9 protein-coding genes and 3 tRNA genes are annotated in these 12,230 nt (G+C 56.7%); 7 read left to right on the top strand and 5 right to left on the bottom strand.

Annotated features, from left to right (window positions below; all coding sequences use genetic code 11):
• Positions 1–7: 7 nt before the first annotated feature.
• The 3 genes from mscM to rsgA form a co-directional block, all read right to left on the bottom strand.
• Positions 8–3,334, bottom strand: coding sequence for a miniconductance mechanosensitive channel MscM (mscM, locus tag EDF82_RS23235; RefSeq protein ID WP_123757835.1), 3,327 nt, complete (start codon positions 3,332–3,334; stop codon positions 8–10).
• A gap of 24 nt (positions 3,335–3,358) precedes the next feature.
• The gene (gene asd, locus EDF82_RS23240) at positions 3,359–4,285 is read right to left on the bottom strand and encodes an archaetidylserine decarboxylase (protein ID WP_123757836.1); all 927 of its coding nucleotides are present in this window, start codon (positions 4,283–4,285) and stop codon (positions 3,359–3,361) included.
• A gap of 95 nt (positions 4,286–4,380) precedes the next feature.
• The gene (rsgA, locus tag EDF82_RS23245; protein ID WP_123757837.1) at positions 4,381–5,442 is read right to left on the bottom strand and encodes a small ribosomal subunit biogenesis GTPase RsgA; all 1,062 of its coding nucleotides are present in this window, start codon (positions 5,440–5,442) and stop codon (positions 4,381–4,383) included.
• 160 nt (positions 5,443–5,602) lie between these two features.
• Here rsgA and orn point away from each other — a divergent pair, with 160 nt between their 5' ends.
• Entirely contained in the window at positions 5,603–6,148 is a 546-nt protein-coding gene (gene orn, locus EDF82_RS23255) for an oligoribonuclease (RefSeq protein ID WP_123757839.1), read from the top strand.
• A gap of 38 nt (positions 6,149–6,186) precedes the next feature.
• Here orn and EDF82_RS23260 read toward each other — a convergent pair whose 3' ends face one another.
• Entirely contained in the window at positions 6,187–6,918 is a 732-nt protein-coding gene (locus EDF82_RS23260) for an arginine ABC transporter substrate-binding protein (RefSeq protein ID WP_123757840.1), read from the bottom strand.
• A 295-nt stretch (positions 6,919–7,213) separates the two neighbouring features.
• Here EDF82_RS23260 and EDF82_RS23265 point away from each other — a divergent pair.
• The 3 genes from EDF82_RS23265 to EDF82_RS23275 all read left to right on the top strand — a co-directional run bounded on the left by EDF82_RS23265 (position 7,214) and on the right by EDF82_RS23275 (position 7,489).
• Positions 7,214–7,289 (top strand) — tRNA-Gly (locus EDF82_RS23265).
• A gap of 24 nt (positions 7,290–7,313) precedes the next feature.
• Positions 7,314–7,389 (top strand) — tRNA-Gly (locus EDF82_RS23270).
• Positions 7,390–7,413: 24 nt separating this feature from the next.
• Positions 7,414–7,489: transfer RNA gene (locus tag EDF82_RS23275), tRNA-Gly, on the top strand.
• A gap of 270 nt (positions 7,490–7,759) precedes the next feature.
• Here EDF82_RS23275 and queG read toward each other — a convergent pair.
• Positions 7,760–8,899, bottom strand: a complete 1,140-nt coding sequence (queG, locus tag EDF82_RS23280; protein WP_123757841.1) for a tRNA epoxyqueuosine(34) reductase QueG — start codon at positions 8,897–8,899, stop codon at positions 7,760–7,762.
• Between the two features lie 13 nt (positions 8,900–8,912).
• Here queG and nnr point away from each other — a divergent pair, with 13 nt between their 5' ends.
• Genes nnr through amiB form a run of 3 tightly spaced genes read left to right on the top strand, consistent with a single transcriptional unit; the run spans position 8,913 to position 12,221 of the window.
• Entirely contained in the window at positions 8,913–10,424 is a 1,512-nt protein-coding gene (gene nnr, locus EDF82_RS23285) for a bifunctional ADP-dependent NAD(P)H-hydrate dehydratase/NAD(P)H-hydrate epimerase (RefSeq protein ID WP_187042226.1), read from the top strand.
• Positions 10,417–10,875, top strand: coding sequence for a tRNA (adenosine(37)-N6)-threonylcarbamoyltransferase complex ATPase subunit type 1 TsaE (gene tsaE, locus EDF82_RS23290; protein WP_123757843.1), 459 nt, complete (start codon positions 10,417–10,419; stop codon positions 10,873–10,875). The genes nnr and tsaE overlap by 8 nt, the downstream gene beginning before the upstream one ends.
• Positions 10,876–10,886: 11 nt before the next feature.
• Positions 10,887–12,221, top strand: a complete 1,335-nt coding sequence (gene amiB / locus EDF82_RS23295) for an N-acetylmuramoyl-L-alanine amidase AmiB (protein ID WP_123757844.1) — start codon at positions 10,887–10,889, stop codon at positions 12,219–12,221.
• Positions 12,222–12,230 lie beyond the last annotated feature (9 nt).

Raw genomic sequence — 12,230 nt, forward strand, 5'->3', positions numbered from 1 at the left:
GATGGCTTTACAGGCTTCCCGGCGCCCGGCCGGATTTCCCTGCTGAGGTCAGCGACTTACTGGTTTTGAGGCCGTCGATGCTTTCCAGACGCATCTGGAACGGTGGGAACGGCATGTCGATACCGTGTTCACGATAGCCCGCCAGAATCAGCTGGTGGATCTCATGGCGCAGCGGCATCCGGTGTCCCATCTCGGCGGCGTAAATACGCAGTTCGAAAATCTGAATACCCTGCTGCAGATCGACAAGGAACGCCTCTGGCGCAGGGGTATCGATCACCAGCGAACAACGGTGTGCCGCGGCGATCAGGATCTGCGTAACCTCTTCGGTGTTCGCATCCGCCGGCGCCGGAATGGTTAACACCACGCGGGTGACGGAGTCGGAGAGCGACCAGTTGATGAACTGCTCGGTGATAAAGGCCTTGTTGGGCACAATAATCTCTTTGCGGTCCCAGTCACTGATGGTGGTGGCGCGGGTATTGATTCGGGTCACGCTGCCGGTCAGATCGCGGATTGTCACCGTATCGCCAATACGTATCGGTTTTTCAAACAGAATAATCAGGCCAGAGATAAAGTTGGCGAAAATTTCCTGAAGACCAAAACCAAGCCCGACACCCAGCGCAGCAACCAGCCATTGCAGTTTCGCCCATTCAATCCCGATCATCGAGAAGCCCATCAGGCCACCGACCAGCATCAGCAGATATTTGGTGATGGTGGTGATGGCATAGCCGGTACCCGGCGTGAGATCGAGGTGCTGCAGCACCGCCAGCTCCAGCAATGCCGGGAAATTTCTCACCAGTTGAGTGGTGATGATTATCACCAGAATGGCGATCAATACCGCGCCGAGGGTAATCGGCTCCAGGCTCTCAACGCCCTGTACCGTAGAGGTGACATCCCATAACGAGATGTTCTCGAGGAAGCCGAACGCGGAATGAATTTCTGACCACAGCACGATCACCGACACCAGCGCGATGAGCATTAGCAACGAACGCACCAGGCGCAGAGACTGGGTACTGATGGCGTCGAGATCGATCTCGCTGACTTCGTTCTCCGCGGACCCTTCCGGACTGCTGGTATGAACCACATCATCTTCCCCGCGAGCACGCTGGGCGAGAATTTCCGCCCGCCGGTGTTTCGCACGGTCGAAGGCCAGCCGGCGGCGCTGAATCAGCATCCAACGGCGGATAATGTGGTACACCACTAACAGCAGGAACCAGATAGCCACCGAGGTTTCCAGCCTCGCCAGCAGCGCCTGAGCGGTAGCCAGATAGCCGATCGCCGCCGCCAGCATGGCGATTAACGGCGCGCCAAGCAGCAGGTTCCACAGCATGCGGTTGATCATGTTCTCGCCGCTCCCGGATTTATCGAGATACAGCGGGATCCCGGCGTGTTTCAGGCTCCACGTCACCAGCGCCAGCGCCCCGCAAATCAACAGGAAACAGAGACGCCCGAGTGAGGCGGAAAACTCACGATCGTTAAGATTATCAAACATAATCAGCGCGATAATCAGCGGCACGATCAGCCCGATGCTCATCAGGTAGTAGCGCATAGCTTTGGTGACCCGACTACGCGGCCAGCCAAAGTGGGCGATAAACAGGCCGTTTGGCCGGGCGAAGGTGGCGCAAATCATCACTACCCACAACAGCGGGACCGTCGCTGTGACGCTATCGCCGATCGCCACCGCCAGCGGATAGGGCCAGGCGGACTGCAGACCAAAGCCCAGGGTCATCCACAGCACCGGAAGGGGAGATGCCACCAGAATCGACCAGAACACGGTACGCAGCGTCAGCCAGAAGTGATCCTGAGTGACTTTGCCAACCCGGGCGCTGGAACGCTCCAGAAAACGGGTGAAATGGCGACGGGAGCTGATGCTGAAGCCCACCAGAATCAAGGCACCAAACAGCGGGAGCAGTGTCTCTTTGCTGGTCAACATCATGGCGCTGGCTTTGCCAAGCTGGCTGACGGTATCGAGAGACACCAGACGGCGCAGGTCGTGGACGATTTCCAGCGGCCATGAGAAACCGATAGGGCTGACGTCTGAGGTCCAGAACAGATAGCGGTGGGTCGCTTCGTTGATCTCTTTCAGCGCATCTTCCAACTGACTATTGGAAACTTTCAGCTTGGTCAGTTCCAGAATCAGCGTGTCGCCACCCTGCAGCAGTGAATTAAGCAGTTCGTTCTGCGTGCGCAGCTGCGCTTCAAGAATGCGGTTTTGTTCGCTGGTGAGCGGTTCGCCGTCGGCCTGGCGTATGAGCCGCAGCTGTGGCTGGTTGCCGAGCAGATCTTCAAAGTGCAGGCGCTGTACCCGCAACTGAGCCATCTCGGTATCCAGCTGCTGTGGTTTTGGCATTTCCGGCAGACGGGCCACCTGGGCACGTAAGGCTTCACCCAGCAGGTTAGACGACCCGAGCCACTGAGATTGTTCGCGCAGGGTATTCAACGCCTGACGTACCTGGAGCGTCTGATTGGTGGCCTGGCGTTGCTGTGAGGCCACCAGGTCCATACGCTGGGCCTGCTGATTCAGCGCCTGAGAGAGTTCTCGGTTAACCTTAAACTGCTCTACAAGCTCCGGCGGCAGGTTTTCGCTGTTCTCTGCCAGCAGCTCGGTACTTTCCAGCGCTTTTTCCGCTTCGCGTTGGCGCTGGCTATTGAGCTGATTGCGTAGCGCCTGCAGGTAGCCGTCGAGGAGCTTGCTCTGTTTTTGCGCTAACTCGCCGCGCATGCGCGACAGTTCCTGACGATTGTTCGCCGAGAGCTGCGCCAGATCCAGTTCGTTCACCAGCGCTTTCAGGCGCGAGGATTCCGCCTGTAGGCCAAGATTCTGCGCCTGTGCCAGCGGCGTATTGCTGGTCTGCGCGCCGACCCGACGCTCCACTTCGTTGAGCTGACGGCGTGCGTCAGTTTGCTGTTGCGGAAGCTGGTTCAGGGAGTCGGCGATATCGCGCGCGCGCTCCTGCTCTTGCTGTGCCTGACGACTGGCTTCGAGCAGCTGGCTGCTGACCTGCAGGATCTCCTGGTTCAGCGCATCGGAAGAGAGGCTGGTTGAGACCTGGCGCGGTTCGTCGGACAGATTATTGAGCTGCGAGCGCAGCGTCTGGAAAAGCTTGGGGAAGTTGTCGATAACCTGCTGATACTGACGCGCGCGCTCGAGGGAAGCACTTCGTTCCTCAAGCGCGTTCAGTGCAGCTTGTAACGCTTCAACGGTACCAGGCTGGGCGGGTTTTGCCGCCTTCGCCTGTTCAAGTTCCTGAGCGATCTGTTTCGCGTCGGGGGCTGTCGCTGCGTACGCCCCGAAACTGAGGCTCCAGGCCAGCAGAAAAATAGATATCAGGCGCACGGCATAACCCTTTTTAGTCAGGAATTAACCTTCGTCTTGTGTGGCATCGTTCAGTGGGGTGGCGTCGTCTTCGACCGCGGACAGCGTCTCGACGGCAGTCGCCAGCGGCTGACCGAGCTGCGTGACGGAGAGGCTTTGCAACTGCTCAACCAGCTTCACTTTACCCGGTGCGAACAGGTTGATAACGGTAGAACCGAGCTTAAAGCGGCCCATCTCCTGGCCTTTCAGCAGCGCGATAGAACCTTCGCTGTCGCCTGCCGGCCAGGTCCAGCGTTTGATGATGCCTTCACGCGGCGGGGTGACCGTACCGGACCACACGGTTTCAATGCTGCCGACAATCGTTGCGCCCACCAGAATTTGTGCCATCGGGCCAAATTCCGTATCAAACAGGCAGATCACGCGTTCGTTACGGGCAAACAGATTCGGCACGTTCCGGGCGGTCAGGTGGTTCACGGAGAACAGATCGCCTGGCACATAGATCATTTCACGCAGGATGCCGTTGCACGGCATGTGCACGCGGTGATAGTCGCGCGGTGACAGGTAGGTGGTGGCGAAGTTGCCGTTACGGAACAGGTCGGCCATCTGGTAGTTACCTGCCAGCAGGGCTTCCAGGGTGTAGTTGTGGCCTTTCGCCTGCAGAATTTTATCGTCTTCGATGGCGCCCAGCTGACTAATGGCGCCGTCGGCAGGCATGACCAGCACGTTAGGATCCGTGTTAACGGGACGCACTTCTTCACGCAGCGGGCGCACGAAGAAATCGTTAAAGGTGCGGTAGCTGGCGGTATCTGGCCTCTGCGCCTCTTTCATATCGACCTTGTAGCATTTCACAAACAGATCGATGACCAGTTTCGTCAGCCAGCCCGCTCGCTTGCTCGCACCCCAGCCTGCGAGGCGGGTGAGCCACAGTTTAGGCAGAATGTATTGCAGTGAAAGTTTAAGATCGTTTAACAAGGTAGCCTCCAGGCCATGATTTGTCGTTCCTGACCCCGCAAACGCGCGGGGACCTGAAAAAAGGGGGACGATTCTAACGATGCTCAGCTTAATTGTCAGTCATCGGATGATGAAAAGCTTTTACGCGTTTTTACCTGTACCTGCGTCATGCTTTCCAGGATGCGGTGATAGTTTGCAAAACGGCTCTCAGCAATTTTGCCATTTTCCACTGCTTCGCGAATAGCGCAGCCTGGATCGGTATCGTGCTTACAGTCGCGATATTTGCAACGGCCTAAATAATCGTGGAATTCGACAAAGCCGTGGGTAATTTGTTCCGCTTCCAGGTGCCATAACCCGAATTCACGTACGCCAGGGGAGTCGATCACATCGCCCCCGTGCGGGAAGTGATAGAGACGTGCCGCGGTGGTGGTGTGCTGGCCCAGCCCTGAGTTGTCAGACACATCGTTGGTCAGGATCTGATCTTCATGCAGACCCAGCAATGCGTTCAGCAGGCTGGATTTCCCCACCCCGGACTGCCCGGCAAAAATACTGATGCGGTCAGTGAGCGCGTCTTCAAGCGGTTTCAGACCATCCTGCGTGCGGCTTGAAACCATCAGCACGCGGTAGCCGATACCACGATAGATATCCATCTGCTCGTTAACGAAGGCCATGCCGTCGGCATCCAGCAGATCGGTTTTGTTGAGCACAATCAGAGGCTCAACATCCAGCGTTTCGCAGGCCACCAGATAGCGGTCAATAATGTTTAATGACAGCTCGGGCAAGATAGCGGAAACGATCACGATTTGATCGATGTTGGCAGCGATAGGTTTGACGCCGTCGTAGAAGTCCGGGCGTGTCAGGACGGAGGTTCGGTCGTGTACCGCCTCAACAATCCCTTTGACGTTGACGCCGTCAGCGGCATCTTTGCCGGGTCTCCAGACCACGCGGTCGCCGGTCACCAGCGAACGGATAGTACGGCGAATGTTGCAGCGGTGAACGTTACCGTCGGCGGATTCGACATCGGCATGCATACCAAACCGGCTGATAACGATGCCTTCGGACGTTTCGCCAAACAGGTTGTCATCGTAATCGGCCTTCTCCGAAGTCGTTTTCAGGCGGCGCTGATGATTGGCCTTCACGCGGCGCTGTTGGCCTTTGGAGAGCTTATTTTTACTCAATCGAACTGGCTCCTGGTCGCCCTGAGTGGGCAAAACCTCTATGATACACGCGATCTAAGATGAATATCGACCCGTCATCTTGCAAGATGCTGGTGCATTGTTCCGCCTGCATCCTGAAATTTTACGGGCCAGAATGGTAAAATTATGGGTGGAAAATAGCATGAGTGCAGATGAAAACAACCTGATTTGGATTGATCTTGAAATGACAGGGCTGGATCCAGAGCGCGATCGCATTATTGAAATCGCCACCCTGGTGACCGATGCGCACCTTAACATCCTGGCAGAAGGGCCGACGATTGCGGTACACCAGTCCGACGCGCAGCTGGCGCTGATGGATGACTGGAACGTGCGTACCCATACCGGGAGCGGCCTGGTTGAGCGCGTGAAGGCCAGCACTCAGGGTGATCGTGAAGCAGAGCTGGCGACGATCGAATTTCTTAAACAGTGGGTGCCGGCAGGTAAATCACCGATCTGCGGGAACAGCATTGGTCAGGATCGTCGCTTCCTGTTCAAATATATGCCGGAGCTGGAAGCCTATTTCCACTACCGCTACCTTGACGTCAGCACTCTGAAAGAGCTGGCGCGCCGCTGGAAGCCGGAAATCCTCGATGGCTTTAAAAAGCAGGGCACTCATCAGGCGATGGATGATATCCGCGAGTCGGTGGCTGAGCTGGCCTACTATCGCGAACACTTTATTCAACTGTAATCCCAACGCCGGGGTCAGTTGGCCCCGGCGCAGATCCTCTATTTAAACCACTTCTGTTCCATGGCCTGGAAGTCCGGCGAGGCTTTCACCGCCTCCAGCGCGGCATTCATCGTATTAAGCAACTCCGGGTCGTCTTTACGCACCGCAATGGCGTATTGCTTACCGTAATAGTTCGGATCGGTGGCCCGTTCATCCATCATCGCGTAGTCAGGATTATCCGGCAGCCACTGGTCCAGGGTCGTCTGGTCGCCCATCACACCATCCACGCTTCCTGCTTTCAGGGCTCCGAGGGCGGCGTCGCTATTGGCGTACATCTGCATGTTCACCCCTTTTTGTTTGTCCTGCAGGTAATGCTGATGAATGGTGCCTTTGACGACGCCGAGCGTTTTGCCCTTCAGGTCGGTGAAATGATGGGCGGCACCTTTCGCAGTGACTACCACGCCAGAGAGCGCCTGACGATAGGGCTGAGTGAATGCCACCTGTTTCTCACGCATCGGAATCACCTCGATACCGGCGATGATGGCGTCGAACTTTTTAAAGCGGAGCGCCGGGATCAGTGTATCGAAGTGCTGCGGGGTGAATTTGCACTCGGCCTGCATCTGTTTGCACAGTGCTTTGGCCAGGTCGATATCAAAACCTGAGGGTTGGTTTTTGGCGTTGACGGTTTCAAAGGGCGGATTGGCCGTAGTGGTACCAAAATGCAGCGTCGTCGCGGATGCTGTTCCTGCAGCAAGCGTGGTCAGCAGCAGGACCGAAAGCGCTCTTTTCATGTTAATTCCCTGTTTGTCATTGTGGTTGACCGTCTGCGGGTATCGCGACCCACAAATCTGAGCGATTTTGCGCCCTTAGCGGAGCCGGAAAAAGTTATTTTGCCTTGTTCGGCGCTTATTTGTACAATTTGACGCTGCGGTTGGCGATAAAGTGTCCATTCAGACAAAAAACACAAAAAAGTGTTCGCCGGGGGGTTGCAGCTCCATCGAATTCTCGTATAATGCGCCTCCCGTGACGAAGCAGAAATGCAAATCACGACGCCGTAGAAATATGGCCAGAAATACCCAGAAGTACGCGGGAATAGCTCAGTTGGTAGAGCACGACCTTGCCAAGGTCGGGGTCGCGAGTTCGAGTCTCGTTTCCCGCTCCAAAATTTGAAAAGTACCATACCCAAGCGGGAATAGCTCAGTTGGTAGAGCACGACCTTGCCAAGGTCGGGGTCGCGAGTTCGAGTCTCGTTTCCCGCTCCAAAATTTGAAAGTCACCATACCCAAGCGGGAATAGCTCAGTTGGTAGAGCACGACCTTGCCAAGGTCGGGGTCGCGAGTTCGAGTCTCGTTTCCCGCTCCAAGTTTTCTTCTCATCCTCAGTTTATCCACAGTGCAAATCGCATCTGCGATGCTTTTCCGCATCACATCAAAAATACTGTAAACAGAGTTATCCACAGGTTAGCGTCTGCGCATTTCCAGATGAATAACTTCATTTTGTAAATAATATCAGTCCATCGTATTGAAATTTAATAATAAAAATTCATTTCAAAGTGTTATCGCGATCACTTGACGAACGTCTGTATGTTGAAACGCAATGTGTTTTTGTTTTTATTCACAGCCTGTGAATGAATCAGGCATCCCTTGGCAGTCCTTTTTCAATCACCCGAACCAGCCGCTGTTTTTTCGGCAACTGCACTTCAATGACGTCAGTATTTCGCTTCTCGATTTGCTGGGCGACCGCCCACTCAATGTGTTCATCGAGTAGTGGGTGCTCACCTCGGCGACTCTCCAGCGCGCTGAGATGCGCGTCATCCCAGGCGGCATTGCCCAGCGCAACGGCAATATTACGCAGCCAGCGCAGATGACCAATGCGGCGGATCGCGGACCCTTCGGTAACTTTCAGAAAATGCGCTTCGCTCCAGGCAAACAGCTCCACCAGCGGCGGGGCGTGCAGCGCTTTACGCGGGCTGAAGTCCTCTTCATCGGTTAGCTGCGAGAAGCGGTTCCACGGACAGATGAGCTGGCAGTCGTCGCAGCCATAGATACGGTTGCCAATGAGCGGACGAAACTCTTCTGGTATTGCCCCTTCCAGTTCGATGGTCAGATAGGAGATACAGCGGCGGGCATCGACGGTATACGGTTCAACGATCGCCCCGGTCGGGCAGATCGTCATGCAGGCCACGCAGCGCCCGCACGCTTCCTCTACCGGGCTATCGATGGGAAGAGGGATATCGACCAGCAGTTCGCCGAGGAAAAAGAACGACCCGGCATCGCGATTAAGAATAAGCGAATGCTTACCAGTCCAGCCCAGACCGGCTTTTTCCGCTAACGGGCGCTCCAGAATGGGCGCAGAATCGACAAACGGTCTAAAATTGAGCGAAGTACACTGTTCCTGAATCATCTCACCGAGTTTTTTCAGGCGGTTACGTAGCAGCTTATGATAATCACGCCCAAGGGCATAACGGCTGACGTAACCCAGCGAGGGATCTTTCAGGGTGCGGGCGAAAGCGGCGTTGGCGGGGAGATAGTTCATCCGCACGCTAATCACGCGTAACGTACCGGGCTGAAGCTCATGGGGACGGGCGCGCATCATACCGTGACGCGCCATCCATTCCATCTCGCCGTGGTATTGTTTGTCCAGCCATGCCTGCAGTTTAGGTTCGCTGGCGCTGAGATCGGTGTCGGTAATGCCGACCTGCTGGAACCCTAGTTCAGTGCCCCATTGCTTGATTTGCTGCGCTAACGTATTGAGATCGAGGGGCTGAGACATGATGGACCATACAATGACAAAAAACCCTGTCAGTATACCACACTTCATTTGGCCTGCAGATGCGCTGCGACGCGCCGAAAAAGCGGCGGCGGACAGCCTCGGCCTGACGCTGTTTGAGCTGATGCAGCGCGCCGGCGAGGCAGCTTATCAACATGCCCGGGCCGACTATCCTGCCAGCCAGCACTGGCTGATTCTCTGCGGCCACGGCAATAACGGCGGCGACGGCTATGTGGTGGCGCGTCTGGCGCAGGCCGACGGTATTCGCGTGACGCTGCTGGCAGTCGAGAGTGATAAGCCGCTGCCGGAAGAGGCCGCCGCCGCCCGTGAAGCCTGGCTGGATGCCGGCGGGACTATTCATGCGGCGGAAATCCCCTGGCCGCAGGATATCGATCTGATTATCGACGGGCTTCTTGGTACCGGGTTACAGAGTGCGCCGCGGGAAAATGTCGCCACGCTGATCCAGCGTGCGAATGCCCATCCGGCCCCGGTGGTGGCGCTGGATATTCCTTCCGGACTCAATGCGCAAACGGGGGCGACCCCTGGGGCGGCGATCGACGCTGCCTGTACGGTCACGTTTATTGGCCTCAAACCAGGGCTACTGACAGGGAAAGCCCGGGATGTGGTTGGTCGGCTTTATTACCATGCCCTCGGGCTGGAAAGCTGGCTGGCGGGCCAGACGGTGCCGCTACGGCGTTTCGACGCCTCGCAACTGGCCGACTGGCTCCCGCCAAGACGCCCGACATCGCACAAAGGCGATCACGGTAAGCTGGTGATTATCGGTGGTGATTGCGGCACCGGAGGCGCAATTCGCATGGCCGGTGAAGCGGCGTTGCGGGCCGGGGCCGGTCTGGTGCGAGTGCTTACTCACAAAGACAATATTTTTCCCATTATTGCGGCCCGGCCTGAGCTGATGGTCCACGAACTGACAACCCAGATCCTCGATGAGAGTCTGCAATGGGCCGATGTGGTGGCGATTGGCCCCGGGCTCGGGCAGCGCGAATGGGGCGCTCAGGCGCTGCGTCAGGTGGCGCACTTTCCTAAACCAATGGTCTGGGATGCGGATGCGTTGAACCTGCTGGCAATCACTCCCGATAAACGTCACAATCGTGTGCTGACGCCGCACCCCGGTGAAGCCGCCCGTCTGTTGAACTGCAGCGTGGCAGAAATTGAAAGCGATCGCTTACTTTCTGCGCAACGTCTGGTAAAACAGTACGGGGGCGTGGTCGTGCTGAAAGGCGCGGGTACGGTGGTGGCCAGCGAAGCAGGTGAGATGGGTATTATCGATGCTGGCAACGCGGGCATGGCCAGCGGCGGCATGGGCGATGTGCTGACCGGCATTATCGCCGCGCTATCAGGACAACGACTGACGCCGTATGATGCTGCCTGCGCCGGATGTGTTGCGCATGGCGAAGCCGCTGACCGGCTGGCTGCCCGTGATGGCAGCCGTGGGATGCTGGCGACCGATCTTTTTTCCACGCTCAGGCGTGTTGTTAACCCGGATGTGATTGACCTAGACCATGATTAACCGAGTGATTCCTTTACCCGACGAGCAGGCAACTTTAGACCTTGGTGACCGCCTTGCGCAGGCCTGTTCCGGCGCCACGGTCATCTATCTGTATGGCGATTTAGGCGCGGGTAAAACGACCTTTAGTCGCGGTTTTCTCCACGCCCTCGGCCATCGCGGCAATGTCAAAAGCCCGACGTATACGCTAGTAGAGCCTTACACCCTCGAAAATCTGATGGTGTACCACTTTGATCTCTATCGTCTGGCGGATCCTGAAGAGCTCGAATTTATGGGGATCCGTGATTATTTTGCAAACGATGCCATCTGCCTGGTGGAATGGCCTCAACAAGGTGCGGGTGTACTGCCTGAGCCGGATGTCGAAATCCATCTTGAGTATCAGGCACAAGGGCGTGAGGCGCGCGTGACGGCGGTCTCCTCATTAGGTGAGTCTGTATTGACGCGTTTAGCCTGAGGGATAACGGGATGATCCATCGTATAACCAGTTGGCTGGCCGCTGCGCTGATGCTGTTAAGCATTCAGGCGACTGCGGCAAGTCTGTCCGATATCCAGGTCTCCAATGGCGATCAACAGGCCCGTATCACCATCAGCTTTATTGGCGATCCTGAATACTCGTTTAGCGCGCAGGGGAAACGTACCGTGGCGCTGGATATTAAGCAGAGCGGCGCGCTTCAGGGGCTGCCGTTGCTGTTTAGCGGCAACAATCTGGTGAAGAGCATTCGTGCGGGGACGGCGGCGGATACACAGACGCTGCGCCTGCTGGTCGATCTGACCGAAAATGGCAAAACACGTGCCGTGAAACAGCAAAATGGCTCGAACTATACCGTCGTCTTTACTATTAATGCCGATGCACCGCCGCCACCTCCACCGCCACCACCGGTGGTCGCAAAGCGGGTGGAAGCACCGATAGTGCCTGTACGTCCGACAGCGCCGGCACGTAACCCATTTAGCGCATCTGGGAGTGAACGACCCACCGCGATGACCAACAACCAGAGCACGACGCGCCCGGTGACACGCGCGGTGGCCACGGATGAAAAAGTCATTATTGCGATCGATGCCGGTCACGGTGGCCAGGATCCTGGCGCTATCGGACCGAATGGTACCAAAGAGAAAAATGTCACCATCGCGATTGCCCGCAAGCTGCGCACGCTGCTCAATGCCGACCCGTTGTTTAAGCCGGTGCTGACTCGCGATGGCGACTATTTTATTTCGGTAATGGGCCGCTCAGACGTGGCGCGTAAGCAGAATGCGAACTTCCTGGTGTCGATTCACGCCGATGCGGCGCCGAACCGCGATGCTACCGGTGCATCGGTGTGGGTGCTGTCCAACCGCCGTGCAAACAGCGAAATGGCGGGCTGGCTTGAACAGCACGAGAAGCAGTCTGAACTACTCGGTGGAGCGGGGGATGTGCTGGCAAACAGCCAGTCAGACCCTTATCTCAGCCAGGCGGTACTGGATTTACAGTTCGGCCATTCTCAGCGCGTCGGGTATGATGTCGCGACAAACGTATTAAGCCAGCTGCAGCGGGTGGGCGATCTGCACAAACGTCGCCCTGAACACGCTAGCCTGGGCGTTCTGCGCTCGCCGGATATCCCGTCGATCCTCGTGGAAACCGGCTTTATCAGTAACAACGGGGAAGAGCGCCTGTTGGGCAGCGATAATTATCAGCAGCAGATTGCCGAAGCCATTTATAACGGCCTGCGTAACTACTTTATGCAGCACCCGCTACAATCGGCCCCCCACGGTGAGCCAGCGCAAACCGCCAGCGCCACGTCGCCTGGCAGGACGTTGATCAATTAAGGAGTCAGT

Origin of the sequence: Klebsiella sp. BIGb0399, from assembly GCF_003752615.1 — a bacterium.
In the GTDB taxonomy this organism is placed as follows: Bacteria; Pseudomonadota; Gammaproteobacteria; order Enterobacterales; family Enterobacteriaceae; genus Klebsiella; species Klebsiella lignicola.